Genomic DNA, 26,250 nt, shown 5'->3' with positions numbered 1-26,250 from the left:
ATTAGAAAAATTTCGCCAGGGTAGTGCTACAGACGATGACGTCCTCAAAGTCGCCTCAACCCCCATCAAATTTAACGGCTCTTGTAACGGCTCAGAAACTTTTGGGTCGTCAGTCCCAGGCGGAAGACCTTTGGCCCATTGTCTTGGGCTACTTAAAAGAGCAACTGGGCATGAATTTAATCTGGTTCTCACTCTATAGTGATGCCCATCGGAGCTTAATTGGTCAAGGCGGTGATACTCCCATTGGTCAAGCATCATTCTTAAAACAAAAAGTCTCCCTAGCGGCGGGTAGTCTCCTCGATCAGGTGGTGATGCAGCGTCAACCCGTCACTATTCCCAATTTGCAGGAAGAAAACCGAATCGGGGAATGGCGACAAGTGGCTATCCGCCTGAATATTCAGGGTAGTGTGATTATGCCCATTGTCCAGGGACGGGAATGTTTGGGGGTTGCCCTCCTTGGTTCTAGCCGTTGGGGAGAAGCCTTGCGGGGCGAAGATTTAACCTATGCCACGCTGTTATTTAATGCCCTCGGCTCGGATCTGCGACGCTTGCAAGCCCAAACGCCCGTGGAACCGCCTGGGAAAACCGCATCAGGTTCCTTGGTGCAGTTATTGCAACAGTTTAGCCATGCGGGAACTCTTAGCCAGCGGATTGATCTCCTGCTCCAGGATATTCACCAACACATCCAACCTGTTCGCACCAGTTTATTTTGGCGAGATATAGATCAACCCATCTATCGTCGTCGCACCTTTACCACGGGTAAGCCCTTGGGACGTGAAGCCCAACGCCAACCCTTAACCATTACTCAAACAGAATTAGCGAGTTTTTATAGTGCCCTGATGGCGGGCCAGATTGTTGCCGTCAGTGATGCCCAAGGGGCAGTGAGTAGCACCACTCCAGTGCGATTGATACAAATGCTCAATACCCAAGCATTGTTAGCAGCGCCAGTAATTGTCGGCCCAGATTTAACTGGATTCATTACCCTGGAGATGTCCAAGCCCCATGTTTGGCCAGAAAACAATAAACAAGACCTAAAAACCGCCTGCAATCTACTCTCCTTGGCTGCCCCCGTGGAGCGGGCCGAGCATCAACTGTTGCAAACCAAAGAAAGTCAGGGACTTCTCACGGATCTGACCCATGCCATTTGTCAAGAACAGGACTGGAAAAGGGTTTTAGAACAGGCGGGACAAGATTTGGCCAATAGTGTCCAGGCCTCCATGGTCTTACTGTTGATCCATGAGCCAATTAGCCATCGATTTACCGTCCAACTCCAACATCCCCGCAGCCGTGGTCGTATTACCTTAGAACCCTTTCCTCCCCTGAGTGAGATGGATTGGCAATTGCTTGAAGCCAGTGCGGTAGCCATTGCCCTGGATGATATTCAACACGAACTCCGCCTCCATTCCTGGAAAGAGACGTTTAATAAATTAGGGTTGCGATCGCTCCTTTTTTGCCAAACAACCCCTGGGAATCCCCTTGAAGCCGTCTTAATTGCTGGGCGCACGGAAACATCCCCTTGGACTCGCCAAGAACAAAATTCCCTACAACAGGTGGCCCAATGCTTGGGGTTACTGAGTCATCAGTGGCAACTACAACGGCAAAGTGAGCAACAACAGCACCTCTATAACTCCATGCAAACGGGTTTAATGGCGATGCAAAAAACCCAAAATTTAGATCGCCTAGAGCTGACAGGTCTGCAAAATATTATGACGTTACTTCAGGCTCCCTTGGTGGCCTTAGTGACGTGGCCGCCGGGGCAAACCACAGGTTGGATTGTAGCACCGCCCCCCAGCCATCAACGATTTGGCATTAACACCAATGTTGAAATCAATATCTACGACGATCCCCTAATCCATGCAGCCCTAGTGTCGTCCCAGGCGGGAACGGAGGTGGATCGCTATTCGGGCCTCATTAGTCAAACGGTGGAGGAACTAGATAGCCGTAGTCGGCAATGGTTAAGTGGCCCAGATATTGGTCAAGTCCTGGCCTTAGCCCTACGAACGGATCCGGAATATGAGCCATCGGGGGTATTAGTTGTGGCCGATCGCCGCGATCGCCTCTGGTCTGAAAGCCATTTAGAATCCCTCGTCACACTCACAAATCATTTAGCCTGGGCCCACCGCTCCACCTGTTTGCTGCAAGTTTTAACCCAGGGATGGCAAACCCTAGAAACCCTAAATTGGTACAAACATCGGCGGGTGGAAGAACTGTATCAAAATATTGCTAAAACCTCGAATCAATTCAATGAATGGCTGCGCCAACGCTACGATGTTGCCGATCCGCTCCTAAAGCGTTGGGGCCGGGAAATACAATCGCAGTTAGAATTTCTACCCAAGTTGTTAACCGAAGAAACCTGGAAGTTAGAGTTCAGTCAAAGTTCAATCGGTCTAGCGGTTTTACTGAAACGCAATCTGGATCGCCTTGAACCCTGGGTAAAAAAGAAACAACTCTGGACCCAAGTCCATAGCCAAGAAGTGCTGACACTCCACGGGGATATTCCCAAAATTGAACTCATTCTTTACGAAGTTCTCCTTGCGGCTTGTCAACGCTCCCACTCCAAGGGCCGGATTGATATTTGGTGTAAGCGGAATCCCTCGGAAGCCAAAGACACCCCTGACTGGCTAGAGATCTCCATTACGGATAATGGTGAAATTGATCCCCGCCTAATCATTGATCTTCACCACATTGATCACCTAGATTGGCTGGCTCCCTCGAGCTTGGATCATCCCCCCGGCCGCCATCTCAAATCCTGCTTTTATGTGGCCCAACAGCTAGGGGGGGTTTTAGATATGTATAAGCTAGAAGATGAACGGGTCTTAACTCGCTTGATATTGCCCTTGATTGCCCCTGAGACTGAGAGTGTCTGAACCCACAGCCCGCATTGCCTTGGTGGGAATGCCCAATACGGGAAAGTCAACATTTTTTAATCGGATTACGGGCGCGGCGGCCCGAGTAGCCAACTGGCCAGGCATAACAGTGGATTTGGCCCAGGCAACGGTGACCCTCAATGGCCAACCCACAACCATTGTCGATTTGCCCGGCATTTATGACCTCGCTGGAGAGGCTGCCGATGAAGCCATTGTCCGTCAATTTTTAACCACGGTTCCTGTTCGTCTCGTACTCATTATTTTGAATGCCAGTCAGATCCACCATCAGATTCGCTTGGTATTGCAAATTAAGGCCTGGGGAGTTCCCGCCCTGGTGTTGTTAAACATGGCCGATGAAGCCCAACGCTATGGTATTAAAATTGATCCCCACCTTCTGAGTCAAACATTGGGATTACCCGTGACCTTACTGAGTGCTAAGTATGGGGGTGGATACTTAGAGGCCTATGGAGAAATCAGTCGGGCCCTAGAGCAATCCGCGGCGGCGATCGCCCCCCTAGGGAATCCAGAGACTCCCCTTGCCCTAGCCCCCATTACCCCTGAAGCTATCGATGAACTTCTCCAGGATGGGGTTCAGGTGTCTCCCAGGGCTGGCGAGGATATCAATCAACGTCTAGATAGCTTTTTACTCCATCCCCTTTGGGGTCTACCTTTGTTTTTTCTTGGCATTTTCCTGTTGTTTGAGGCCGTATGGTTCTTCGGCTTGCGCCTACAGGAAATTCTCAGTGATAGCTTTGTCTGGTTCCAGGAACAGGTATTAACGGTGGCCTTGGCAGATTTATCTCCCGGTTGGCAGGGATTTTTCATCGATGGCATCTATGGCGGAATTGTCACCGTTGCGGCATTTGTGCCCTTGGTGATTATTTTCTTTACGGTGATGGCCTTTATTGAAGACAGTGGCTACCTCTCCCGCTCCGCCTATTTGATGGATGGCTTAATGGCCCGCCTTGGTTTGGATGGCCGCAGTTTTGTTTTGAGCTTGATGGGCTTTGGCTGCAATGTTCCCGCATTGATGGGAACTCGGGTGATCCGATCGCCAGGACTACGACTATTAACGATGCTAGTGATTCCCTTTTCCCTATGTTCGGCCCGGTTGCAGGTATTTGTGTTTATGGCGGCCTGTCTCTTTGATCATCGCTTGGGGCCAATCATTATTGTTTCCCTCTACCTCTGGAGTTGTGTGGCTGCCATGGGAACGGCCCTCCTTTTTCGGGGACAATTTCCCAACGATGAATCCTTTGTCCTAGAGCTTCCGCCCTACCGACTACCCACAGTCTCCCAAATTTTTAGCCGGGCCTGGGGTGAGGTACGCCATTTTCTTCAGCGGGCCAGTGGTTTTATTATTACCGGGGTGATTGGCGTGTGGGGATTAACCCATTTTCCCCTGAATGTGGAGCCGGCCAGTCTGCAAACCTGGGCCGGACAAATTGGTGCGGGATTGCAACCCCTCTTGGCTCCCGTAGGCATTAATGCCCAGTTGACCATTGCCTTGATTTTTGGTTTCGTGGCCAAGGAAATCGTCGTTGGCTCCTTGGCAGTTATTTACCATCTCCAAGGCAGTGAACTCCAAGGAGCGATCGCCCAGCAAATTACGCCATTACAAGCCTATTGTTTTATGCTGTTTACGCTTCTGTATACCCCCTGTCTGAGTACCCTAGCCACCCTGCAAACGGAATCTAAGCGTTGGCGGTTTACACTGATGGCAACGGCCTATTCCCTGGTTTTAGCCTGGGGAGTGAGTGGCCTCATCTACCAAATCGGCCAGGGCTTGGGTTGGCATTAATGGCAGGGACGCTCTACGGCTTGAGTGTGGGCCCCGGTGATCCCGAATTAATTACCGTTAAAGCCCTAGGTATTTTGCAGCGGGTTCCCGTGGTTGCCTTTCCCGCCGGCCTTGGGGGGAAACTGGGGATTGCCGAAGGAATTGCCGCCCCTTGGTTAACCCCCCAGCAGATTCGTTTACCCCTAGATTTTCCCTATGTGCAGGATGGAGCCATTTTAAGGGCAGCCTGGCAACGGGCCGCCCAGCGGGTCTTAGAACACCTGGATCAGGGAGAAGATGTGGCCTTTGTCTGTGAGGGAGATGTGGGGTTTTACAGTACCTTTGCCTATCTAGCTGAAACGCTACGCCAAGAATCTAATCCCATTCCCATCCAAATTGAGATCATTCCGGGGGTGTGTTCTCCCTTGGCGGCAGCGGCAATGGTGGGTCAACCCTTAACCCTGGGGGGCGATCGCCTGGTTATTTTACCGGCGATGTACTGTGCTGAAGAGTTGGAACAGGTTTGTGGTTGGGCGGATACGGTGGTCTTATTAAAGGTGCGATCGGTCTATCCCCAAGTGTGGCAGGTACTCCATCGTCTGCATCTGTTGAATCGAGCGGTGGTCGTCACTTGGGCAACCACAGCGAAACAGCGCATCTACCGTAACCTAGAGTACGATTTGCACTTAGAATTACCGTACTTCTCAATCATGATCATTCAAATTTCCAATCCACGGGATGCAAATCTAAAGACTTGGTAAAGAGTCAACCCTTTTTTGAAATCTACCCTTACCTTAGTAGGGAAAGATACCTCCTAACTGCGTCTTTGGCCCTGCACCGTCAGACTTTTTCTTTGATGTGTGGGGTCTATTTTTTATTTTTGTTAGCTTTTTATTTTTGCTAATGCTGGCGATCGCCCTTTATTAGGCTCTATTAGGTCTCAAGCCTAGAGAACTTCATGAGTATAGGCGTGTTGCTTCACATTATCCGCTGCTGTGACCATCCGCTCCGAATTGAGGATCCGCTTCCGTTCAGTGGAAAAGTTAAAGTCGCTGTAGGTTGTCCCTAGGGGGATGTGACGGGTTGCTTCCTGCCGCGATCTGTATGTGCGGGCAGCGGCCTGTAACCGTTCGGCAAAGTCATCGGCAAACTGAGCATCCCCAGGAAAATGAACGAGGGCTGTGGCCTCCTGACTAGATTCTGCCAAGGTCATGGCCCGGGCCTGGGAGTAGGAGGTCGGTAAGCCTTGAATCAACGCTTCTAGGGCCGCAGAGGGAATGGGTTCAACGACTTGTATTGATTGGAGTTTGCCGTCAGTTTTAATAAAACAGGTGGCTAATCCGAGAACAACGTAGCTGTCATCGGGGAGGGGGCGATCGCTAGATACAGACATAAATGCTTACATACCTTCTACAAACAATACTGGCAGGCAATACTGGCTAGGGCTGGGTCGCCTCAGGATCAATCCAGATCACCCGCCGTTGATTCGTCCCAATCATATTTCCTTCTTCCTGGGCAATGCGTTGATTGGCCTGGGGCTGGGAATCCAGTTCATAATCTGCCCGTAGTTGATTGACCCGCTGTTGCATTTGGGCCACTTCCCCTTCCATGGCTTCAAGCTTTTGGGACTGGGCTATTTGGTAGGGCAAAATTTTACCGACCGCCATCAGACCAAAAACAATTAAGCCCGAGTGAACCACTATCTTTGCCAGAACCTCTAAGGTTTGCCCTTGATAGGGATGATCCTGGCTTGATGGGACAGGGTTGGCAAATCGTTGAGCAGAACGGGGCATAACTAATACCAAACAAAGTAACTTAACCCGGCGAAGGCTTCCACCGGGCTACCCAAATAAATCAATCGATGGTCTCTTCTTATTTATATAGCTCAGTGGAAAGACGAAACGCGAGGATAGCGGGAACTAAGGCAACAACTAAGGCGACGTAGACTTGGGTATCGGTGAGGGTCATGGGATTACTCCTTGGTTACTCAGGTATTGCGAGTCAAAAAACTGCTGTATTCATTACTTCACACTAACTTACGTCTTGGCAACTCCTGTTTCCTATTTGTAACATTTAAGTTACATTTCGAGGCGATCGCCTGAAAGAAATTAGTTGTATAAATTCTGTGGCCACCATTACCTCATATCCATTCATATCGGTAAAAACAGAATAGGGTCTAACTGCTGGGTCGTGATCCTAGCCAACTCTCTAGATCATGGAGGTCTTGAAAATCTAAGAGGGCTTCCCCCAAGGATTCCAATTGATCCAGGGATAGATCATCAATCTGGCTGACAAAGCGATCTGGAAGACGCCCTAATCGTCGGTTTAGTTGACGCAGGATGAGGGTACAGGCTTCCTCCCGTTGACCCTCTTGTCGTCCCTCTTGTCGTCCCTCTTGTCGTCCCTCCTGTCGTCCACGTTGGAGACCTTGTTGAAGTCCTTTACGTTCCCCTTCCTGGAGAATCTCTTGATAAATCACCGATTCGCGCATCATCCCCTCCCTAAAAATGGTTTGAATAAGCTCCTTACTGTACTGTAGCCCAGCCAATAGTTGAACGACGGTACTCAATTCTTGCCGCGCTTGAACTGATTCAATTTCACCAATTCTATGGGCGACGGCTTGTAATAGGGCTTCCTCGTTCTGGGTTTTTCCTAATACGGCAAATGGTAATAGGGCAGGAATATTAAAAAATTGATTGGGGTCTTCTTCCCAGAGTTTAATCACTCGATAGCGATGGAGCGTCGTTGGCAACTCAAAGACATCGGGCACATAAACCCTTGTCCGTCGTAGCAAGATCAAGACCTGGACAATCTCACAGTGATAGGTACGATAGAGTCTCAGCCAATAGTCCAGCATCCGCAGAGGCAATGTCGGCTCTGGCTCTACTTGAAATTCTAGATGGAGAATACAGTTTTGGGTCTGTACCAATGTCACGGAATCGGCGCGGATGGGTTCTAGGTTCAGTTCGGTTTTCAGGATGGAAACATCTTGCGAGGAATCCTTGAGGAGCCACTGGGTAAAGGCGATGGGATATTTTTCCGCTAGATACTTACAAAGGTTGTCACGCATTTCCCTATTTTAGGGCAGGTCGTTGTTCAGAAAATGATACCCCTACCAGCCTTTTGGCTGGAATTTATCCTCATTGAGAATCACCATTCTATCGCCAGACTGAGCCAAGACAAATAAGCCCTGATGATAGGCATAGTGCAACCTCCGGCGGAACAACCATGCCAACCATAGCTCCCACAAGCGTAACCCGCATCGGTGTCACTGAAGAGATACCCAAAGCAGGGAATTAAGCCAGCTAACTCTGTTCTTGGCTTGCAGGCTCGGGCGGCGGTGAGGATTCCTCGCGGTTTAAGAGAAGTCCTGCTCCAAGGGCGATCAAGATAATCGCTACCACACCTATGATCCACCAAGGACGGTTGGGGGTTGAAGCCGCAGGTTGTTCAACCGGGGACTTGGCCACTGCTCCTTCACTCAATTCCGGTGGTATCACCTGATTAAAGAGGGTTTGCTCTTGACTATCTTCCTCACTGATCGTTGTGGAAGTTGAGGTCTTGGGGGAAGATTTAATGCTTTGATAATCCGCCGGTTCTAGGTACTGAATAAACTGGGAGTTTTCCATGGACACAATTTCGTAAACCGCCCGCACCCCAGAACCAAAGTAAATTTCATCTCGATGCTTCAAATTATGGCTATTGGAGCGTTTACCATTGACGAGAACACCATTGGCACTGGCTTTACCCTCGGAATTACCATCTACGACCCGATATTGGTAGCCATTAGGGGCCGGCAGGCGGAGTAAAAGAGCATGTTGCCGGGAAACTCCTTTCCCCTTGATCACGATCCCGTTGGATGAATCTCGGCCCAAGGAGTAGGTTGCCGCCTTAAGAATCAAGGTGCGTGACCCGGATTCATCTTCAATTGTTAATACATGGTGATCTTGGGTGGTATCAGACATAGAAGAATTGGCAACCCTAGAAAGTAAAAACCCACTACCCTCTATGCTACACCTAATCTATGCTACAGCTACCCCCGAGGGTCTAAAGTCCCCTGGAGTCTGAAAAATCTGCATTGAAATAAATCTTTGGGAAAATCATTAAACTGTAGCGATATTAAATTGTGGCTACACTTCTAATCAACTGCCAGTTTTTATTATCGGCGATCGCCTGGCTGACCCGATGATAGAGTTGTTCGCAGTGATTATTCCGCTTAAGGGACAGTTCTTCATTCCGAAACACCATATCTAAATCCGTACTCTTTTCTGAGGCATGGGTTTTGTCAATGAGAACTTCAACAATGACGAGTTGAGCTAGGGAGGCGCGATCGGATAGCTCACGGGCGACCAAATAGTCCTCTGTGGCATGAATCACTTCTAAATCGCAGGATCTGAGCGTTCCCACCAGCTGATCCTTCAGACAGTCTCCAGGGGCATCAATTGTTAGGTTGCTTTTGTATCGAGCCATAGCATTTACAGCATGGTAAGGTGGGTCAACATGGTTCCTATGATAACTAACCAGGAACCGGGCATTGTGTAATCAGTTTAACGAATCCCCTTTTTGCGCCTTTTTCAGAAATGCCGTTTCAGGAATGCGGGTTCAAGCAGGTCTGAAAGAGAAGTTAGGGAGCAGTTACGGGATTCCAATCATTGATACCTCAATTTTGTTCAATTTATTCAACCATAGTCACGAGATCGTAAATATGTCAATGGGGCGATTCATTGTTTTTGAAGGCACTGAAGGCGTTGGCAAGTCTACTCAAATTCAGCTTGCTCAGGAATGGTTGGCCACCAGTCATTGGTTCAAAACCCTGTCCAAAAATTGCCCTAGTCTGGACTCACCCATTCTTGCTACCCGTGAACCGGGAGGAACCGCCCTCGGCCAGGAACTTCGTCAGATTTTGCTCCACAGTAAGGAAGATATTCCCGCCATTGCTGAATTATTTCTCTACGGAGCCGATCGCCATCAGCACATTGAAACCCAGATTCGTCCCCATTTAGTGGCGGGGGGCGTGGTTCTGTGCGATCGCTTTACCGGATCAACGGTGGCTTACCAGGGCTATGGACGGGGCATTGATCTCCACCTCATTCACCAGATTAATGACATTGCCACCGCTGGCTTGCAACCGGATTTAACCCTGTGGCTAGATTTACCGCCGGCCATTGGTCTAGAGCGTACCCGCCAACGAAGTTCTACGGGCGATCGCCTGGAAAACCTTGATCTAGCCTTTCATCAACGGGTGTACGACGGATTTAGGGCCCTAGCGAACCAATCCCCAGAACAGGTAATTCCCATTGATGCCCAGCAGAACCTAGGGGCGATCGCTAGTGACATTCAACATCACCTCAACCAAAAATTTCACCTCTGGTATGGCTCATAAAACATCCTCTGAGAAGCCCCCACTTTCAAGCGTGGGAGGATGTCAATGTCTTAGGATATTCAAATTCTCGAATTTTTAGATTCAATGATGGTCGCAACGTCAAGCCTTTGTAATTTTTGTTAATATTGTTACATTAGAAGCACTATTTTATAAATTTGATGTACTTTTAGCGTCATTTTTAATGTTTTCATTTCTAGCGTTATTGTCAGAGTCATTTTTTTTAGGGTTTGCCCACATTTTCTTCGGAGCGCGACCACCATGGCCCTTTACGCCGAACTCCACCGTCACCTAGGGGGATCCGTTGTCCCTCGTATTCTTTGGCGTTATTTTCAGCGGAATGATCCAGCCCTGGCAGCCCGGTTTCCTGACTACGAAAATTTTGAAGACTTTTATACCCGTCCCCGGGAATCCCTAGAAGAGTACCTAGAGTTACATACCCTAGTGGAAGGGGTACAAACGCCCCAAACCTTGCCCTACTTCATCTATCGTCTGATCCGTGGGGCCTACATTTTTGAAAATTTAGCCTACCTAGAACTACGCTATACACCCTTTTTCCGCACCGATTCCCAGCTTTCGCAAACGGATCGCATTGATCAGATGGCGGAGATCGTCCAAATTGTTGGGCAAGCCTGCCAGATCAAAGACTATCCGATGGTGACCAGCCAAATTCTCTGTATGCATTCCCGCTTACCCTACACCGTGAATCGGGCAATCCTCGAGTTGGCAGCCCAAATGCCTGAGTATGTTTGTGGTATTGACCTCGCCGGCGGAGATGGGGCCTACGGCGATCGCCTCGATGAATTTAGCGAACTTTACCAACGGGCCCGCTCCCTCGGCCTAAAAACAACGGGCCACCTCTACGAAACTCGCCAGGGATGCTATGCTGATTTGCTCCCCTATCTCCAGCGCATTGGCCATGGGATTCAAATTCCCCTGCGCTATCCCGAACTGCTGCCGGCGATCGCCGCTCGGGGCCAATGTCTAGAAGTTTGTCCCACCACCTATTTCCAGACGGGAACCTTAGAAGATTATCAGGATTTACGTCTGATCTTTGAGCGATGCTTTGAGGCGGGTGTTGATGTGGCCATTTGCACTGACAATGCCGGACTCCACAATATGCGCTTACCCTTTGAGTACGAAAACCTACTCACCCAGGATATTTTAGATTTCCAGGAGCTACAGGCCTGTCAAAAAGCGGCCTTCCGCCATGCCTTTGCCTGGCCCTATCCCCAACCCCCCATGTCCTTGCTAACCAACTTATTACAGGCCGATCATCTCACCCCCATCCACGACTCCTCGGAACCGGCCCCTGTCTTAAATGTCCAGCCGGTGTCGTGATCCCCTAAATTAACCTCCCCTGTAATTAGCTATGACCGATATGTTGGTTAAGCTCTACAACCTAGAGGTAGATTGGCCCAAAATTGCGGCCCATAACCAGCAGGGCATTATCTATCGCCAACCCCTTGGCTCGGAAACCCATCTCATTTTAGATTGGGTAAAAGGCCGCTTCAGTCAGGGTTGGGTGAGTGAAGTAAGTATTGCCCTACACCAACGCCCGCCCCGCTGTGTTTTAGCCGTTGAAGCCGGAAAACTACAGGGATTTGCCTGCTACGATACGGCTGCCCTGGGATTATTTGGGCCCATGGGGGTGGATGAGGCTGTTCGTGGCCAGGGAATTGGCACCCTGCTGTTACAACTCACCCTCTGGCAAATGAAAGAACAGGGGTATGCCTATGCCATTATTGGTTGGGTTGGGCCCACTGCTTTTTATGAGCGCACCGTGGGGGCGATCGCCATTCCCGATTCCGAACCGGGACTATGGGCCAGCCGTCTACAAGCGGACTAATTAGACGACCACCCTGCTCAAAAAAGGTAGTCTATTGGCCGGGAGCACTGGCCTGACTATCTTGGAAAATAACCTGGCGGCGCAGGAGTTCTTCAATGGTGACATCTGGTTCAGGAACCCCCTTGAAGGCTGTCCCCACTTCCCCACGAATAAACTGAAGGTTAGCCAGTTGATAGCCCTCCTCCGTCAGGGGAACATACCCCACCTGGGTGACAATCTCAGGGGCCGTTTCTAAATAAAACTCCAGAAATTGACGCAATAGTGGCTTTTCCTGGGCCTTTTGGGCATTCACATAGAGAAATAGCGGCCGTGAAAGGGGTTGGTACTCACTGGATTGCACTGTTTCTAACCCCGGAGCGATCGCCCCTTGACCATTATTAATCGGGATCGCCCGCAGTTTAGATGTATTGGCTTCAAAATAGGCAAAGGGTAAATAGCCCAGCGCATTAGCATTTGCCGCAATGCCCGCCACAATTTCATCGTCATCCTCGCTGCCGGTATAGTCCGCCCGTGCCCCACGAGAATCCCCTAAAATTGCTTCATTAAAATAATCAAAGGTTCCCGAATCTCCCCCTGGGCCCCATAAAATCACTGGCGTATCGGGAAAATCAGGGCGGAGTTGATTCCAACGAGTCAGTTTTTGCTCCGAAGCTTTTTGCCACAGCGTTGCCAGTTCTTGTACGGAAAGCTCCTTAAGCCAGGTGTTTTCAGGATTGACTGCAATAGTAAGGGCATCAAAGGCAATGGGAATTTCAATAAAGGGTACGCCATTTTGGATACATTGGTTGAGTTCTGCAATCAAGATGGGCCGAGACGCATCACTAATATCCGTTTTGCCCGTACAAAATTCCCGAAATCCGGCGGATGTTCCCGAAAACTTAACCGAAATATCGGCATTCTCCCCCTCTTTTGTTGCGGTAAATGCCGCTGCCATAGCCTTGGAAATGGGATAGACCGTACTTGACCCGTCAATGGCAATGGTTTTTAAGCTTGGATCCATTGAAGATTCTGAGGAGTCATTGGTTCCACCACAGCCCACCAACGCCAACGTCAGGGTTAGAACACCGGCTTTGATCCATCGATCCACGAAGTTATTAAACATCATCGGAGATGCCTCGATTGGGTAAATAAGTTGGAAAAATGAATACAATGAGTTGAATTCCAACGGGATCATCTTCCCAGGAATCAGCGGAAATCAAAAATTAATTTCTTTGCAATCTAATTTGGTTAGACTTGTAAATATTAAGGGAACAAGCTAGTAACTAAAAACCAAAAACTTACGGAAGGATATAGACATTCACCGCTTAAGCTGATTCTAAAACATCTCCATGGGTGCGGACACCGATGTTAAGAAAACTTTATAACTTTTCTTGAAATGAGCTTTGCCTCAAGGACAATGGTCGTTGCGAATTGTGCCATCAGGTAATGTGGTGTTGCAGAGCCTAGCTCCATCTAGAATGGCGGTTCTAGCTCCATTTGCCCCGCGCAAATCAACATTGGTGAGAATCGCCGCTTGGAAATTAGCCCCAGCGACATCAGAGAGAGCAAAGTAGGCATCCGTCAAGTCTGCTCCCGTCAAATCCGCCTTGGCTAGGGAAGCCATATCTAGCTCAACACGCTGTAAATTAGCTCCCCTTAGATTGGCATTCCGTAGGGACGCACCGTGCAGGTTTAATCCCGACAGATTGGCCCCGCTTAAGTCAACCCCACTGAGATTGGCATATTTAAGGCTATTGCCCAGCCCCCTACAATCGGTGTTGGGTTTGATGACACAGCCGTTAATCATAATAGGAAGGGTATCCCGTTCCGCTAATACGGGAAGGGGGATAGCTGCCATTAGCAAAATAATGACGTAATTTCTTAATAAGTTATGACTATGCACGGACTATCTTCCTTGTGCTGACTACATAAATGACCTAAGCAGAAGAATTATACAAGGGATAATTCCTCTTTCATTAATTAGAATAATTCTCAATTATTAAAGGTGCTCAAGAAATAGTATCGATGGCAATTTAATTCGCCCGCAACTTAATCCATCGAAATCTTGGAAATTATGACTTGGATCCCTGAGATCAAAATACAAATAAACTCCGGCAGAATTTAATCCAACCTTTACAATGCTCCTGTAATATCTCCCTAGCTTGTTTTGCGGGTATAGTCATCTCTATCCTTTCGCAGCAAGTTAGTCTTATGCAATTTGGTTTTTGTTCTTAATTGCGATCGCCGCTTATGATCTTCAAAATTCGTCCAACTCGTCTAGTCTCTATTCTTTCTACCCTTGTCCTTGCGGGCACCGTTGCTGCCTGTGGTGGTGAAGGGGATACAGGTACAGATAGTGGTTCCGGCCCTACTTCTACGGGTGAAACCGTTGCCCTGAGTGGTGCGGGGGCAAGTTTCCCTGCTCCCCTATATCAAAACTGGTTCGCCACCTATGCCCAGGATGAAAATCCCGATGTCCAGATCAGCTATCAATCCGTTGGTAGTGGGGCCGGTCTTGAGCAATACATCAGTGGTACCGTGGACTTCGGCGCGTCCGATGCTCCCATCACTGGCGATCGGCTCAAGTCTTTCCAAGACAAATACGGTGCGGATCCAATCCAGGTTCCCATGGCCGGTGGAGCAGTGGTTTTAGCCTACAATTTACCTGGCGTTGAGGAATTACGGATTTCCCGGGAAGTTCTCTGCGGCATTGTTGAAGGCAAAATCACGACATGGAATGATCCCGCCCTTGTGGCATCCAACCCTGGCAAAGACTTGCCCGATATGCCCATTACCTTTGCCCACCGCTCCGATGGCAGTGGTACCACCTTTATTTTTGTGAATCACATTAATGCCGCTTGTCCTGACTGGCCCGCTGGTGTTGGCACCTCCGTTGACTGGCCCACGGGTGTGGGTGGTCAAGGGAACGAAGGGGTTGCCGCCCAAATTCAGCAAAACGAAGGCACCATTGGCTACGTTGAGTACGCCTACGCCAAGCTGAATGATATTGCCAGGGCCCAGGTCGAGAATAAGTCCGGTAACTTTATCTATCCCTCACCGGAGGCTGCATCTAAAGCCTTTGAAGGGGTTCCGATTCCCGAAGACTTTGGCCTGGTTGTGCCCGATCCCGAAAATCCCGATGCCTTCCCCATTGCTGGCTTGACCTGGATTATGGTCTATCCCGAATACCAGGATGCCAAGAAATGGGAAGCCCTCAAGTCCACGATGATTTGGGCCCTCACCGAGGGTACCAGCACCACTCAGCAACTAGACTACGTGCCCATGCCCGCCGATATTGTTGAGCGGGTCAAGCAGGTTCTAGATGGGGTTAAAGCCAGCTAATCTCGGTTTTTTACTCCCTGAAAATATACGGGGGTAAGGGTTTGTCGCCCTTTGCCCCTGTATCCTTCAACATCACCTAAGGCAATCAGTTTTTTTTCTATGTTTTTATTTTTTCCTAGTCCCATAATCAGTATGGAGCTATGACCCCTTCGGAACAATCCCCGGATACGATTAACCCCTACGCGATCGAGGCACGCAAAAACGCCCGTTACTACCTCGATCAGGTGTTTTATTACACCACCATGGCCTTTGCCCTGTCCATAGCCGTTGCCCTTGTCTGGATTATTATTCAGATTGGCCTCACCGCCATGCCATCCATCCAAAAATTTGGCCTCGGCTTTCTTTTCTCCACTACCTGGGATCCGGTTCGTAATATCTACGGGGTCATGCCCCAGATATACGGCACCATTGTCAGTGCCATCATTGCCCTGATTATTGCCGTACCCCTGGGTTTAGGGATTGCGGTGTTTCTCAGTGAAGACTTTTTACCCCCGGTGATCAGCACCCCCATTGCCTTTGCCATTGAGCTTTTAGCCGCTATCCCCAGTGTGGTCATTGGTCTGTGGGGTATTTTTGTGCTGATTCCCTTCCTGGTCCCCTTTTACAATTTCCTCTACGCCCATTTTAGCTGGATTCCCCTCTTTAGCACCTCCCCCCGCGGCAACAGTCTCCTCACCCTGGGTTTGGTTTTAGGGTTCATGATTTTGCCCCTGATTACCTCCATTTCTAGGGGAACACTCATTTCCTTGCCTCCCCACCTACGCCAGGGTTCCATGGCCCTGGGGGCAACCCGCTGGGAAACCATTATCCGGGTACTCATTCCCGCCGGTTTTTCCGGGATTGTTGGCTCGGTGATGCTAGCTCTGGGTCGCGCCATGGGAGAAACAATGGCCGCCGCCATGCTCGTGGGAAATGCCAATCGGATTAATATTTCCATTTTGGAACCTGGCTCAACCATTGCCTCCCTGATTGCCTCCCAGTTTGGGGAAGCAAGTCGGGATCAAGTGGCGGCACTACTGTACGCGGGCTTGGTACTGATGATTCTCACCCTAATGGTCAATATCCTGGCGGAAATCATCATCAAGAAATTCCAAAACGTTGAGCGATAGAATAGATACGATAGGTAGCACCCATGACCGGCTTAACCCAACCTGACGCCCCCAAGGTATCGGCCTTTGACTTATCAAAGGTGTGGACATCGGGTCGCAATATTTTTGGCATTGCGATGACGGTGATTACCGCCTCCTTTGCCGTAATGGCTGTTATTCCTCTGGCAGCAATTATCATTAATGTTTCCTCCGAAGGCTTAAAGCTGATTAATTTAGATTTGTTTACAAAATTGCCCCCTCCCCCTGGACTCAGTGGCGGTGGTCTGGGCAATGCCATTGTGGGTACCCTGATTACCCTGGCGATCGCCGCTGTGATTAGTGTTCCCCTTGGGGTTTTAGGGGCCGTTTGGCTTTCGGAATTTGGCCGCGGCAGCAAAATTGCCTATTGGGTTCGATTTTCTGCTAATGTCCTCAGTGGGGTTCCGGCGATTATTGCCGGTTTATTTGCCTATACCATTGTTGTTCTGACGATGGGAAGTTTTAGTGCCTTTGCCGGTGGGGTTGCCCTTTCCGTTGTCATGTTACCCATTGTGATGCGAACTACGGAGGAAGGCCTGGTTCTCGTTCCCGAGGAGGTGCGTTTAGCCGCCTTTGGCTTAGGGGCAACCCGCTTTGAAATGGTGAGTCGGATTGTTTTGCCTGCGGCATTACCCTCCATTGCCACTGCGGTGACGTTAGCTGTTGCTCGGGCCGGTGGCGAAGCTGCCCCCCTACTGTTTACGGCATTGAATAACAACTTTTGGTCTACGGATATCTTCCGTCCCATTTCTACCCTCTCGGTTCAGGTTTACTTTTTCTCGATTATTCCCTATAAACCCCAGCAACAACTCGCTTGGGCAGGGGCATTAGTACTTCTGGGAATCATTCTTTTTGTAAGTATTTCATCGCGTCTGTTGACCCGTAAAAAGGTGTTTTAATCTTTTTTTGTTCCATGGGTTCCGTTTGTTTAGTTGTTGCTCAATCATTACAAGGCAGTTTTTTCCATGACTAATAGTTCAGCTAGTACACCACCCATTTCTAGCCTTCAGACCGTAATGGAAGTGAACAATGCTTCTATCTTTTACGGAACCTTCAAGGCCGTGCGGGATGTTTCTCTGGACATCTACGCCAATAAAGTGACTGCCCTCATCGGCCCCTCCGGTTGTGGCAAAAGCACCCTTCTGCGTTGTTTGAATCGGATGAACGATCTGGTTCCGGGGGCGCGAGTGGAGGGGCAAATTACTTACCACGGTAAAAATCTCTATGACAAAGACGTTGATCCGGTGGAAGTGCGTCGCCGCATTGGTATGGTGTTCCAAAAGCCCAATCCTTTTCCCAAGTCCATTTACGATAACGTTGTCTTTGGGGCGCGGGTGAACAAGTACAAGGGCAACCTGGATGAGTTGGTGGAAACCTCTCTGCGGCAAGCGGCGATCTGGGACGAGGTGAAAGATAAACTCAAGCAAAGTGGTCTATCCCTTTCCGGTGGTCAGCAACAGCGGCTCTGTATTGCCCGCACCATTGCCACCCGGCCCGATGTCATCTTGATGGATGAACCTTGCTCGGCCCTTGACCCCATTTCTACTTTGCGGGTGGAGGAGTTGATCCAAGAACTCAAGAAAGAATTCACAATTGTGATTGTCACCCATAATATGCAGCAGGCCACCCGGGTCAGCGATCGCACCGCCTTCTTTAATGCGGAGGCTACCACCAAAGGGAATCGGGCCGGCTACTTAGTCGAGTGTAATGATACCAATGTGGTCTTTAATAATCCCAAGGAGCAGGTCACCATGGATTATGTTAGTGGTCGTTTTGGCTAGGGTCTAGTTTTAGTTTTCTGGCTAAGGTTTAAGTCCCCTCTACTTCGTCGGCAAAACTTGCCCAGCGAACAAAATAAAAGGGGCCAGCCACGGATCCCCAGAGATGCTCATCGGTAATGGGGTCTCTGCCGCGATCGTGGCTGATAAATCTTTCAGAATCAATTTCAAAGGTGCTATCCAGGTAGGTCTCTTGGCCTTTACGAACAACCTTGCAAGCCTTTCCAGGCTCCACTTCGCCACGAAAACTATGGCCCGTCCAGCGGGTGATCATATTACAACCGGGTAACAGTACTAAGTCATTGGCCTTGATATTGGCCAGGTGCTGGCGATCGCGGGAGGCACCGTAAAACCGTTTTTCATCCTTGATGGTGTAGTTTTTTATTAAAATCTGATCCTGATCCCTCACTAGTTCCAAAACACGGCTGCGGTAGGGCATCGTTAAAAGATAGTCATAGGCCTGCTCAACGTAAAGGCCGACTCCCGCTACAATGCCCTTAGGCAAGGGACGCATACAAACGCGAATGTGGGCATAAAAGGGGGGATTTTCAAAGGCCTGCTCTTGATTGCTAAAATCTGCTGCCATCCAGCGGGCTAGGGTCGAAATATCAGTCGCGTGGGTCATAAAAAATGAACATAGGTAAGGAAGGGGGACATATTTCACAGTACACCCATAGCAGGTTCTAATCGAGCGTGAATGATTCTCAACTAAGTTCTATGGTCAAGGGTATTAGCGTGGGGGTGATTGGATTAACCCTTCTGGGTTGTCAGGGTCAATTTCCAGAGCTAGGTGATCTTACCTCCAATGTTGACGAATCCCCTTCCCTACCGGCGATCGTCTCTGGGGATGGCTCTCCCAATAACTTCATTGCCCAAGTGGTAGAAAGCGTTGGCCCAGCGGTGGTGAGTATTGATGCGGCGCGAACTGCTCCCGAGGGTAATCGCCCCTTTAATCCCTGGATGGAGCCGGATGCCCCAATTCAACAGGGAAAAGGGTCTGGGTTTGTTTTTTCCTCTGATGGTAAAGTCCTCACCAATGCCCATGTGGTTGAAGGAGCCAGCCAAGTGCGGGTCACATTGCCCGATGGCCGCCAGTTTGATGGTGAAGTGCTAGGGGCCGATTCCTTGACGGATATTGCAGTGATTCAAATTCCGGCGGATAATTTACCCACACCACCCATTGGCAATGCTGATACCTTGTTTCCAGGGGAATGGGCGATCGCCATTGGTAATCCCTTGGGCTTGAGTAACACAGTAACCGCCGGCATTATTAGTGCCACTGGCCGCTCCAGTAATGAAATTGGTGCCACAGACAAGCGCGTCAACTTTATCCAAACCGATGCGGCGATCAACCCTGGTAATTCCGGCGGCCCCCTTCTAAACCAACAGGGCCAAGTGATTGGTGTCAATACAGCCGTCATTGCCCGGGCCCAAGGACTCGGCTTTGCCATTCCCATTAATACTGCCCAACGGGTAGCCAACCAAATTATTGAACAGGGCAGAGCATTGCACCTCTACCTGGGCATTCGCATGGTCGGGCTTAACAAAACGCTGCGGGAGCAGATCAACCAGGAAAATCCCCAGTGGCAGATTACCCAGGAACAAGGCACATTAATTGTGGGTGTGATTCCTAACTCTCCAGCGGCCCGGGCCGGGCTGCAACCAGGGGATTGGGTTGCCAAAATCAATGATGTCAACCAGCCAAACCCCCAACAAATTCAAGGCATTGTTGAATCAACCCGTCTGGGGGAAAAAATCAGTCTGGAGATCAAGCGGCAGCAACAAAATCTGACCTTTAGCGTGGAGCCATCGGAGCTTTCTGAGTGACAGGGGTTGTCTGCCACCGCACAACTTTGCCGTTAGGCTGTAGGCCCAGTGGCTTCACGCTCGACAAGACAATGCAATTGCATTATCATTCATGTATAGTTTTACAGACAGGCTTAAAGGTCGCTATGGCTACAACGTCAGCCCCACTTCCAGAATCTACCCTTACTGACCGTTACCAGACGACAGTCCCCGATCCTGTTCGCAAAGCTCTTGGCTTGAATAAGCGCGATAAAATTTGCTATACCATAGAGCCTGACGGTAAAGTATGGATCTCGCGGGCTGAGTCAACAAAAAGTGATCCAGTGCTTGGGGAATTTCTGAATTTTCTCGCACGGGATATGGAAAAACACCCTCAACAATTACAAGTGTTGAGTTCTAGCCTAGTCAGCCATGTTCAATCCCTAGTCGCTGGTATTGATCTCGATCTTGAGGCACCACTCTCGGATGAGGACGAATAAGGTTGCCCGTAGAACAACCCCTAGTGATTCATGGGTGGAACATATTTGCTCATCCCCTATTCCTTGAACAGTTTGAAGAACTTGTGGCCCAGGTTGAACATCTGCGTCATAAGGATTCTAAGAACTATAAAAAGAAAAATGCTACAAAGCGTCTAGCTGCGATCGTAAAGTTGGCCTTTGATATTATTCCTCAAGATCCAACTCGTAGTGAGTATCGACAGGGGGCGACGCTTGGAGATGATTACAAGCACTGGTTTAGAGCTAAATTTTTTCAGCAATACCGACTATTTTTCCGATACCATCAAGCGAGTAAAATCATTCTCCTCGCTTGGGTCAATGACGAAAACTCTAAGCGATCCTATGAGAGTAATACAGACGCTTATAGAGTTTTTAGGAAAATGCTAGAGAGTGGTCATCCTCCAGATGATTGGAACGACTTATTCAACGAGGCAAAGTATGCAATGAACCGTTTACAGAAAGCTGTTGAAACCGAAATTTAAGTTAGTCGAAATACGATATTTAGCCTAACGGTTCGCTTGAGCGGCTGTAACTGACCTCTGCATGGCTTTAGCACCTATTGTCAGTCCGCTCCAAGCGAGTGTTAGCTGTCGTGTCAGCGTGGATGTATGTATTGAAGGGTAGTCCTAAAAATGTAAGGATATGAGAGAAATCGTTCACCGAGAACCTCCATGTCTGATTCCCCTGTGACCTGCCCCACGTGCCAGTCCATGAGAAACTGGACGAACCCATGCCTTAAACCGCTTTAACTGGTCTCAGATTGCCCAAGACTTTGACCGGATGTTGACACAACTGCGTTGAATATGACAATAGGGAGAGGTGTCCGTCAAACTAAACCGTTCGGCATAATGGTTTATCGCTATACTTTATCGCTAAATAGTGTTAGAAAAATTGGAGAAAAGCAACGTGACCCGACAGATTGGTGTCATTGGTGGTGGACAGTTAGCCCAAATGTTAGGGCAGGCGGCTCAGTCGCTGGATTTAGACCTAATAGTTCAAACACCCCAGAGTACGGATCCAGCGGTTTCCGTTGCCCATGAGGTTATTTATGCTCCCTTAGATGATATTCACGCTACGGCTCAACTCGCGGAAGCCTGTGAAGTCATTACCTTTGAAAATGAGTTCATTGATCTCAACGCCCTCAGTGCCCTAGCAATACAGGGGGTTCGTTTTTATCCCGATCTATCCACCCTGGCCCCCCTTTTGGATAAGTACCAACAACGGTGTTACCTCCAAGAGTTGGGCTTGCCCGTGCCGGAGTTTTCCCTATTTCGGGGCCAATCTCTACCTAAAGACTGTCTATTTCCCTTTGTCCTGAAGTCCCGCCGCCATGGTTACGATGGTCAGGGCACCTTTATTATCCGGGATGAGAAGGATTGGCAGGCCTTTGCCTGGGAACATCCCCCCTCCCAGTTTTATTTGATGGAGGCCTGTGTTTCCTTTGATAAGGAACTGGCGATAATTGCGGCTCGTTCCCCGAAGGGGGATATTGCCCTTTATCCGATTGTAGAAACCCAGCAGGAAAATCAAGTTTGTCGGCGGGTGATTGCGCCTGCGGATATTTCGGAGGCGATCGCCAGTGAAATTTATGGGATGACCGATAAACTTTTGAAGAGCCTTGAAGCGGTGGGCGTGTTTGGCATTGAATTTTTCCTGGTGGATCAGCAGGTGTTAATCAATGAAGTGGCCCCCCGTACTCATAATTCAGGTCACTATACCCTGGATGCCTGTACCACCAGTCAGTTTCAGCAGCATTTACGGGCAATTACGGAGCAACCCTTAGGGGAAACTACTCTGACGGCAAACGGGGCGGTGATGGTCAATCTCTTGGGCTATGCTGCGCCGGAGGGCATCACCATTGACTATGAACAAAAATGTAATGAACTGGCTAAAATTCCTAATGCCCATCTGCACTGGTATGGTAAGAACCAGGCCTACCCCGGCCGGAAACTAGGGCATATTACGGTGCTGCTTGAGACCCAAGCCCAGGCCCAAGAAGTGATTCAAGCCATTGAGGAGCTCTGGTACAGCCCCTAATTTACCCTGTTCGATGGTCTAGCGAACCCTCAAATCACTCTCACTCCTATAGTTTATGTATAGTTTGCGTCGATCTCCGTCCCGTACCTTTCCCCAACCCCTAGATAGGGCAGCCCTGTCCGTCTTGGCGATCGCCTTTGTGCTGACCTTGTTGTTGCTGTGGGGAGGGGATCAAACCTTGCCCCAGGTGCGGGAGTTTAGCTGGCAAGATCGGCAGGTGGGAGCCGAAGATAAAGCCTTTATTCTCAGTTTCAATCGCCAGATGGATTGGCCTTCGGTGCAGGAAAACTTAGTGATTGATCCGCCCCTCCCCGGTAAAGTGAGTTGGTCGGGTCGTCGCCTTGCCTATACCCTCCTGCAACCCATCCCCTACGGCCAGGCGTTCCAATTGAAGCTAGAGGGGGCTACCTCCAACACTAATCCAACGGATATGCAGCCCTTCCAGGGACAATTCCGCAGCCGAGATCGGGCTTTAGTGTACCTGGGAACCGGGGTAGAGGAGGGTCGCCTAATCCTCAACAATCTTACACTCCAAAAAAAGATATTTCTGACTCCTCCCGAACTACGGGTGTTTGATTTTCAGCCCTATCCCGCTGGCGATCGCATCCTCTTTTCCGCCACAGATCGGGACAATGGCAATGGTTTTGACCCCCAACTCTACACCGCATCCACTGGCCTGTATTTCAATGCCCCCGAGCAACCCAAGGGATCCCCCATTGAACCGGGTCAAATCGAACTCATCTTAGATAATCGGGACTTCCAAATTCTCAAGTTTGATCTTTCTGCCGACGGTCAAACCATTGTGGTTCAGCGGGTCAATCGCCAAAATCTGAATGAAACCTCTCTATGGGCCTTGAATCGCCGCTATCAACCTCGCCGCTTAGATCAAGTGGCTGCCGGAGACTTTCAAATTGCACCGGATAATGAAACCCTGGTGATTGCCCAAGGCCAGGGGATTGCCCTCTCACCCCTAGATGGTCAGCAGACCACCACCAGTCAGTTAGACTTTTTGCCCCAGTTTGGCATGGTTCTCGGCTTTAGTCGGGATGGCCGCACCGCCGCCCTAGTGCGATTTAATCCAGATTTTAGCCGCTCCCTATTCCTCGTCAATAACCAAGGCGTATCCAGGGAACTTTTGCAAACCAACGGTTCTTTGCTGACTGCTGCCTTTGATCCCCTAGGTAAATTTCTCTACTGTGTCCTCACTGAATTGACGGAGGATCAAGACTATCGGGAACAGCCCTACCTTGTGCTGATCGATTTGGAAGATGGATCTGTCACCCGACTGCTGGAATTTAACCAATATCAGGAAATTCAAATTAGCCTTGCCCCCGATGGCTCCGCCATTGCATTTGATCGCAGCCAAGCATCTCCCCTAGAACAGCAAGGGAGCCAAGAATTTAGTCCCACCAGTGCCCCTGAAGATTATCTGGATGGGGATTTAGAGGAACTTGCGATTGAACCGCCTCGGGATGACATGACCGATTGGTTCTTGGAAAATCCCTACCTTGAAAACCAATCCTATAGCCCAGAATCCCCTGCCGCTGAACCCTATACCCTGACTAACGCCATGCTACCCGTCTTGGCTAACGAAGAATCAGAACTTCAGAAACTGGAACGAGACTCTACGGAATTGGCAGTACCAGAACCATCCCAGCAGGATATTTGGCTTCTTCCCCTCGACTACAATCCAGAAACCGATGTCCTAACGATTAAATCACCGGAGTTAGTTGCCCCAGGACTCCATGCCCGTTGGCTGCCATGATCAAATCGCCATGATCAAATCTAGTGCCTTACCTCCCGCTGTTGTTGCCCTTACCCTTCGCCAATGGTTGCGGAAAAATCTATTCAGTGGCCCCCTAAATTCCCTCCTAACCCTGGGGTGTTTACTGCTCATTGCTTGGGGTGGGGGCAATCTGCTCCACTGGAGTTTCGGGGTAGCCCAGTGGGGGGTGATTCAGGAGAATTTTCCCCGCTTTTTTGTGGGCCGCTATCCCCAGGATCAATGGTGGCGATTGGGGGTACTCCTCGTTCTCATTTTGGGCACGGTGGCTACCGCTCTTTGGGCCCATCAAAAACGGCGGTTAGGTTCCATTCTTTTGGCGTTACCGTTTATTTCGGCGATCGCCCTGTGGCTCATTGGTGGTGGTTTGGGCTTGGCAACGGTGCCCACCAGTCTTTGGAATGGTTTATTGCTGACCCTATTAGTTTCCTTTAGCAGTACGGTATTGGCCTTTCCCCTGGGGGTGGCCTTGGCCGTGGCCCGCCAACGTCAGGAGTTACCCATTCTGCAACTTTTAAGTACGGGCTATATTGAACTGGTGCGGGGTCTCCCCTTGATTGGCATTTTATTTATGGCCCAAATTATGGTTCCCCTTGTCTTGCCCCAGGGGTGGCAATGGGATCGGCTCCTGCGGGCGATCGCCGGGTTGGTGTTATTTAATGCGGCCTATCTGGCGGAAAATGTGCGAGGGGGATTACAGGCCATTCCTAAGGGACAGACGGAAGCCGCCCAGTCTCTAGGCTTAAATCCGCTACTGACCTTAGGTTTAGTGGTTTTACCCCAGGCCCTACGGATTGCCATTCCGGCGATCGCTGGTCAGTTTATTGCCCTCTTTAAGGACACAGCCCTCTTGTCCCTTTTTGCCCTCTTAGAACTGACGGGTATTGCCCGCTCTGTTTTGGCCCAACCCCAGTTTTTAGGTCGATACAACGAAGTGTATTTATTTATTGGCATGATCTACTGGCTATTTTGCTTTGGTCTCTCACGCATGAGTCGCCGTCTGGAATAAATTTTGATCTCTAGTTTAATTTTGAGCTAATGTTCCAGACGTTTTCAGGTGGTCAAGGAGGACTCTGACATCGCTGGGCCATCCTAGGGCGATCGCCCGGGTCTCAGAGCGAAACCAGGTACATTGACGTTTACCAAATTGACGGGTGTGGTTAACAGTCGCCGCGATCGCCTCATTCAAGGAAAGATCACCCCAGAGATATTGCCCCATTTCCCGATAGCCCAGGGTGCTCAGTAGCGGTAAATCCCGGCCGTAGGTGGCCCCTAGGTTTTGAATTTCTGTCAACCAACCCATCTCAAGCATCTGCTCCGTTCGTTGATGCAGTATCTGGCGATAGATGTCCAAGGGAGGCGGCTCCAGATAAAAATAATCAATCCGGTAGGCGGGGGGATAAGCCCTTTGCTGACGGGTTAGCGGTTCCCCGGTGACATAGTAGACTTCTAGGGCCCGTAAAGTACGCACCCGATCGTGGGGGTGAATCCGTTGGGTTGCCGCTGGATCAATGTTGCCTAACCATTGATAAATCAAATCTTGACCCAGGGCCGATAACTGCGATCGCAGGACAGGGTGGGGAGGCACACGAGGAATGCCCAACCCTTGGGTAATGGAGCGGATATAGAGGCCGGTACCACCGACTAAAATAGGCGTAATTCCCTGGCCATGTAAGGTGGTGATCAAGTCCTGGGCCTGGGTTTGATAATCCGCCAGGGTAAAGGTACGATCCGGTGGACACAGATCTAAAAGGTAATGGGGAACCTGCTGCTGCTCCTGGGGTGAAGGCTTGGCCGTGCCAATATCTAGTCCCCGGTAGACTTGGCGGGAATCGGCATTCAAAATAACCGTATGACAGGCCTGGGCCAGGGCGATCGCCAAACGAGTCTTGCCCGTGGCTGTAGCTCCACCAATGACAATTAACCCCGGTTCCATCCCCTATTCAATTAATGCCTCTAAAATTACTAGAATCGCCTGTAACCCTTCTGTGCTAAAATTTAGGTCGGATTTGTTATTTCCTTAGG

The 26,250-nt window shown here is 49.7% G+C and carries 26 protein-coding genes; 16 read left to right on the top strand and 10 right to left on the bottom strand.

The features are described 5' to 3' along the window. Positions 1 to 35: 35 nt before the first annotated feature. From L3556_RS07600 to L3556_RS07590, 3 genes are read left to right on the top strand one after another with little or no spacing between them, the layout of a single operon-like run. A complete protein-coding gene (locus tag L3556_RS07600; protein WP_277866691.1) occupies positions 36 to 2,867 on the top strand; it encodes a sensor histidine kinase in 2,832 nt (943 codons plus the stop codon). Next, complete coding sequence (feoB, locus tag L3556_RS07595; protein ID WP_277866690.1) at positions 2,860 to 4,668, top strand: ferrous iron transport protein B; 1,809 nt, start codon at positions 2,860 to 2,862, stop codon at positions 4,666 to 4,668. The genes L3556_RS07600 and feoB overlap by 8 nt, the downstream gene beginning before the upstream one ends. After that, on the top strand, positions 4,668 to 5,408 hold the full coding sequence (locus L3556_RS07590; protein WP_277866689.1) for a precorrin-2 C(20)-methyltransferase: 741 nt from the start codon (positions 4,668 to 4,670) through the stop codon (positions 5,406 to 5,408). The genes feoB and L3556_RS07590 overlap by 1 nt, the downstream gene beginning before the upstream one ends. Positions 5,409 to 5,593: 185 nt before the next feature. On the opposite strand, the gene L3556_RS07585 is transcribed toward L3556_RS07590, so the two are convergent. The 6 genes from L3556_RS07585 to L3556_RS07560 form a co-directional block, all read right to left on the bottom strand. Continuing rightward, positions 5,594 to 6,040 carry a hypothetical protein gene (locus L3556_RS07585; RefSeq protein ID WP_277866688.1) on the bottom strand — a complete coding sequence of 149 codons (447 nt, stop codon included), beginning with the start codon at positions 6,038 to 6,040 and terminating at the stop codon, positions 5,594 to 5,596. Positions 6,041 to 6,086: 46 nt separating this feature from the next. Then, positions 6,087 to 6,440: a slr1601 family putative cell division protein gene (locus L3556_RS07580; protein ID WP_277866687.1), complete on the bottom strand. Its 354-nt coding sequence runs from the start codon at positions 6,438 to 6,440 to the stop codon at positions 6,087 to 6,089. Positions 6,441 to 6,519: 79 nt separating this feature from the next. After that, complete coding sequence (gene psaM, locus L3556_RS07575; protein ID WP_277866686.1) at positions 6,520 to 6,615, bottom strand: photosystem I reaction center subunit XII; 96 nt, start codon at positions 6,613 to 6,615, stop codon at positions 6,520 to 6,522. Positions 6,616 to 6,823: 208 nt separating this feature from the next. After that, complete coding sequence (locus L3556_RS07570; RefSeq protein WP_277866685.1) at positions 6,824 to 7,717, bottom strand: Rpn family recombination-promoting nuclease/putative transposase; 894 nt, start codon at positions 7,715 to 7,717, stop codon at positions 6,824 to 6,826. A gap of 235 nt (positions 7,718 to 7,952) precedes the next feature. Next, the gene (locus tag L3556_RS07565) at positions 7,953 to 8,612 is read right to left on the bottom strand and encodes an FHA domain-containing protein (protein WP_277866684.1); all 660 of its coding nucleotides are present in this window, start codon (positions 8,610 to 8,612) and stop codon (positions 7,953 to 7,955) included. Positions 8,613 to 8,766: 154 nt separating this feature from the next. Then, a complete protein-coding gene (locus L3556_RS07560) occupies positions 8,767 to 9,054 on the bottom strand; it encodes a hypothetical protein (RefSeq protein WP_277866683.1) in 288 nt (95 codons plus the stop codon). Between the two features lie 298 nt (positions 9,055 to 9,352). Here L3556_RS07560 and tmk point away from each other — a divergent pair, with 298 nt between their 5' ends. The 3 genes from tmk (at position 9,353) to L3556_RS07545 (ending at position 11,876) form a co-directional block, all read left to right on the top strand. Beyond that, positions 9,353 to 10,030: a dTMP kinase gene (tmk, locus tag L3556_RS07555; protein WP_277866682.1), complete on the top strand. Its 678-nt coding sequence runs from the start codon at positions 9,353 to 9,355 to the stop codon at positions 10,028 to 10,030. A 258-nt stretch (positions 10,031 to 10,288) separates the two neighbouring features. Next, the gene (locus tag L3556_RS07550) at positions 10,289 to 11,368 is read left to right on the top strand and encodes an adenosine deaminase (RefSeq protein WP_277866681.1); all 1,080 of its coding nucleotides are present in this window, start codon (positions 10,289 to 10,291) and stop codon (positions 11,366 to 11,368) included. 31 nt (positions 11,369 to 11,399) lie between these two features. Continuing rightward, positions 11,400 to 11,876, top strand: coding sequence for a GNAT family N-acetyltransferase (locus L3556_RS07545; protein WP_277866680.1), 477 nt, complete (start codon positions 11,400 to 11,402; stop codon positions 11,874 to 11,876). Between the two features lie 31 nt (positions 11,877 to 11,907). Here the strand turns inward: L3556_RS07545 and L3556_RS07540 are convergent, their stop codons facing one another. Together L3556_RS07540 and L3556_RS07535 are read right to left on the bottom strand one after the other, a co-directional pair. Then, positions 11,908 to 12,981 carry a PstS family phosphate ABC transporter substrate-binding protein gene (locus L3556_RS07540; RefSeq protein WP_277866679.1) on the bottom strand — a complete coding sequence of 358 codons (1,074 nt, stop codon included), beginning with the start codon at positions 12,979 to 12,981 and terminating at the stop codon, positions 11,908 to 11,910. A 282-nt stretch (positions 12,982 to 13,263) separates the two neighbouring features. Beyond that, a complete protein-coding gene (locus L3556_RS07535) occupies positions 13,264 to 13,758 on the bottom strand; it encodes a pentapeptide repeat-containing protein (RefSeq protein ID WP_277866678.1) in 495 nt (164 codons plus the stop codon). A gap of 347 nt (positions 13,759 to 14,105) precedes the next feature. Here L3556_RS07535 and pstS point away from each other — a divergent pair, with 347 nt between their 5' ends. The 4 genes from pstS to pstB all read left to right on the top strand — a co-directional run bounded on the left by pstS (position 14,106) and on the right by pstB (position 18,105). Then, on the top strand, positions 14,106 to 15,197 hold the full coding sequence (gene pstS, locus L3556_RS07530) for a phosphate ABC transporter substrate-binding protein PstS (RefSeq protein WP_277866677.1): 1,092 nt from the start codon (positions 14,106 to 14,108) through the stop codon (positions 15,195 to 15,197). Positions 15,198 to 15,337: 140 nt separating this feature from the next. Further along, positions 15,338 to 16,306 (top strand): phosphate ABC transporter permease subunit PstC, encoded by a 969-nt coding sequence (gene pstC, locus L3556_RS07525; protein WP_277866676.1) that lies wholly within the window; start codon positions 15,338 to 15,340, stop codon positions 16,304 to 16,306. 23 nt (positions 16,307 to 16,329) lie between these two features. Then, on the top strand, positions 16,330 to 17,223 hold the full coding sequence (pstA, locus tag L3556_RS07520) for a phosphate ABC transporter permease PstA (RefSeq protein ID WP_277866675.1): 894 nt from the start codon (positions 16,330 to 16,332) through the stop codon (positions 17,221 to 17,223). Positions 17,224 to 17,289: 66 nt separating this feature from the next. Next, a complete protein-coding gene (pstB, locus tag L3556_RS07515) occupies positions 17,290 to 18,105 on the top strand; it encodes a phosphate ABC transporter ATP-binding protein PstB (RefSeq protein WP_277866674.1) in 816 nt (271 codons plus the stop codon). Between the two features lie 28 nt (positions 18,106 to 18,133). On the opposite strand, the gene L3556_RS07510 is transcribed toward pstB, so the two are convergent. Further along, positions 18,134 to 18,727 carry a chromophore lyase CpcT/CpeT gene (locus tag L3556_RS07510; protein WP_277866673.1) on the bottom strand — a complete coding sequence of 198 codons (594 nt, stop codon included), beginning with the start codon at positions 18,725 to 18,727 and terminating at the stop codon, positions 18,134 to 18,136. Between the two features lie 68 nt (positions 18,728 to 18,795). Between L3556_RS07510 and L3556_RS07505 the strand changes: the two genes are divergently transcribed. From L3556_RS07505 to L3556_RS07480, 6 genes are all read left to right on the top strand, one after another. Continuing rightward, the gene (locus L3556_RS07505; protein WP_277866672.1) at positions 18,796 to 19,929 is read left to right on the top strand and encodes a trypsin-like peptidase domain-containing protein; all 1,134 of its coding nucleotides are present in this window, start codon (positions 18,796 to 18,798) and stop codon (positions 19,927 to 19,929) included. Positions 19,930 to 20,054: 125 nt separating this feature from the next. Further along, the gene (locus tag L3556_RS07500; RefSeq protein ID WP_277866671.1) at positions 20,055 to 20,387 is read left to right on the top strand and encodes a type II toxin-antitoxin system PrlF family antitoxin; all 333 of its coding nucleotides are present in this window, start codon (positions 20,055 to 20,057) and stop codon (positions 20,385 to 20,387) included. A gap of 2 nt (positions 20,388 to 20,389) precedes the next feature. Next, positions 20,390 to 20,887 carry a type II toxin-antitoxin system YhaV family toxin gene (locus L3556_RS07495; protein ID WP_277866670.1) on the top strand — a complete coding sequence of 166 codons (498 nt, stop codon included), beginning with the start codon at positions 20,390 to 20,392 and terminating at the stop codon, positions 20,885 to 20,887. 424 nt (positions 20,888 to 21,311) lie between these two features. Beyond that, complete coding sequence (locus L3556_RS07490; RefSeq protein ID WP_277866669.1) at positions 21,312 to 22,442, top strand: 5-(carboxyamino)imidazole ribonucleotide synthase; 1,131 nt, start codon at positions 21,312 to 21,314, stop codon at positions 22,440 to 22,442. A 55-nt stretch (positions 22,443 to 22,497) separates the two neighbouring features. Next, the gene (locus L3556_RS07485) at positions 22,498 to 24,207 is read left to right on the top strand and encodes a hypothetical protein (RefSeq protein WP_277866668.1); all 1,710 of its coding nucleotides are present in this window, start codon (positions 22,498 to 22,500) and stop codon (positions 24,205 to 24,207) included. Then, positions 24,188 to 25,234: an amino acid ABC transporter permease gene (locus tag L3556_RS07480; protein WP_277866667.1), complete on the top strand. Its 1,047-nt coding sequence runs from the start codon at positions 24,188 to 24,190 to the stop codon at positions 25,232 to 25,234. The genes L3556_RS07485 and L3556_RS07480 overlap by 20 nt, the downstream gene beginning before the upstream one ends. Positions 25,235 to 25,249: 15 nt before the next feature. On the opposite strand, the gene miaA is transcribed toward L3556_RS07480, so the two are convergent. Next, positions 25,250 to 26,161, bottom strand: coding sequence for a tRNA (adenosine(37)-N6)-dimethylallyltransferase MiaA (gene miaA / locus L3556_RS07475; RefSeq protein ID WP_277866666.1), 912 nt, complete (start codon positions 26,159 to 26,161; stop codon positions 25,250 to 25,252). Between the last annotated feature and the right edge of the window lie 89 nt (positions 26,162 to 26,250).

The sequence above is a fragment of the Candidatus Synechococcus calcipolaris G9 genome (genome assembly GCF_029582805.1).
Taxonomy (GTDB): Bacteria; Cyanobacteriota; Cyanobacteriia; order Thermosynechococcales; family Thermosynechococcaceae; genus Synechococcus_F; species Synechococcus_F calcipolaris.
This window is presented reverse-complemented; position numbering and strand designations above follow the sequence as displayed.

What these genes read in the sequence shown, in the direction of transcription:
- L3556_RS07600 (WP_277866691.1), top strand. Translation starts at nt 36, where the DNA reads ATGACGTCCTCAAAGTCGCCTCAACCCCCATCAAATTTAACGGCTCTT.
- L3556_RS07590 (WP_277866689.1), top strand. Translation starts at nt 4,668, where the DNA reads ATGGCAGGGACGCTCTACGGCTTGAGTGTGGGCCCCGGTGATCCCGAA.
- L3556_RS07585 (WP_277866688.1), bottom strand. Translation starts at nt 6,040, where the DNA reads ATGTCTGTATCTAGCGATCGCCCCCTCCCCGATGACAGCTACGTTGTT.
- L3556_RS07580 (WP_277866687.1), bottom strand. Translation starts at nt 6,440, where the DNA reads ATGCCCCGTTCTGCTCAACGATTTGCCAACCCTGTCCCATCAAGCCAG.
- psaM (WP_277866686.1), bottom strand. Translation starts at nt 6,615, where the DNA reads ATGACCCTCACCGATACCCAAGTCTACGTCGCCTTAGTTGTTGCCTTA.
- L3556_RS07570 (WP_277866685.1), bottom strand. Translation starts at nt 7,717, where the DNA reads ATGCGTGACAACCTTTGTAAGTATCTAGCGGAAAAATATCCCATCGCC.
- L3556_RS07565 (WP_277866684.1), bottom strand. Translation starts at nt 8,612, where the DNA reads ATGTCTGATACCACCCAAGATCACCATGTATTAACAATTGAAGATGAA.
- tmk (WP_277866682.1), top strand. Translation starts at nt 9,353, where the DNA reads ATGTCAATGGGGCGATTCATTGTTTTTGAAGGCACTGAAGGCGTTGGC.
- L3556_RS07550 (WP_277866681.1), top strand. Translation starts at nt 10,289, where the DNA reads ATGGCCCTTTACGCCGAACTCCACCGTCACCTAGGGGGATCCGTTGTC.
- L3556_RS07545 (WP_277866680.1), top strand. Translation starts at nt 11,400, where the DNA reads ATGACCGATATGTTGGTTAAGCTCTACAACCTAGAGGTAGATTGGCCC.
- L3556_RS07540 (WP_277866679.1), bottom strand. Translation starts at nt 12,981, where the DNA reads ATGATGTTTAATAACTTCGTGGATCGATGGATCAAAGCCGGTGTTCTA.
- pstS (WP_277866677.1), top strand. Translation starts at nt 14,106, where the DNA reads ATGATCTTCAAAATTCGTCCAACTCGTCTAGTCTCTATTCTTTCTACC.
- pstC (WP_277866676.1), top strand. Translation starts at nt 15,338, where the DNA reads ATGACCCCTTCGGAACAATCCCCGGATACGATTAACCCCTACGCGATC.
- pstA (WP_277866675.1), top strand. Translation starts at nt 16,330, where the DNA reads ATGACCGGCTTAACCCAACCTGACGCCCCCAAGGTATCGGCCTTTGAC.
- pstB (WP_277866674.1), top strand. Translation starts at nt 17,290, where the DNA reads ATGACTAATAGTTCAGCTAGTACACCACCCATTTCTAGCCTTCAGACC.
- L3556_RS07510 (WP_277866673.1), bottom strand. Translation starts at nt 18,727, where the DNA reads ATGACCCACGCGACTGATATTTCGACCCTAGCCCGCTGGATGGCAGCA.
- L3556_RS07500 (WP_277866671.1), top strand. Translation starts at nt 20,055, where the DNA reads ATGGCTACAACGTCAGCCCCACTTCCAGAATCTACCCTTACTGACCGT.
- L3556_RS07485 (WP_277866668.1), top strand. Translation starts at nt 22,498, where the DNA reads ATGTATAGTTTGCGTCGATCTCCGTCCCGTACCTTTCCCCAACCCCTA.
- L3556_RS07480 (WP_277866667.1), top strand. Translation starts at nt 24,188, where the DNA reads ATGCCCGTTGGCTGCCATGATCAAATCGCCATGATCAAATCTAGTGCC.
- miaA (WP_277866666.1), bottom strand. Translation starts at nt 26,161, where the DNA reads ATGGAACCGGGGTTAATTGTCATTGGTGGAGCTACAGCCACGGGCAAG.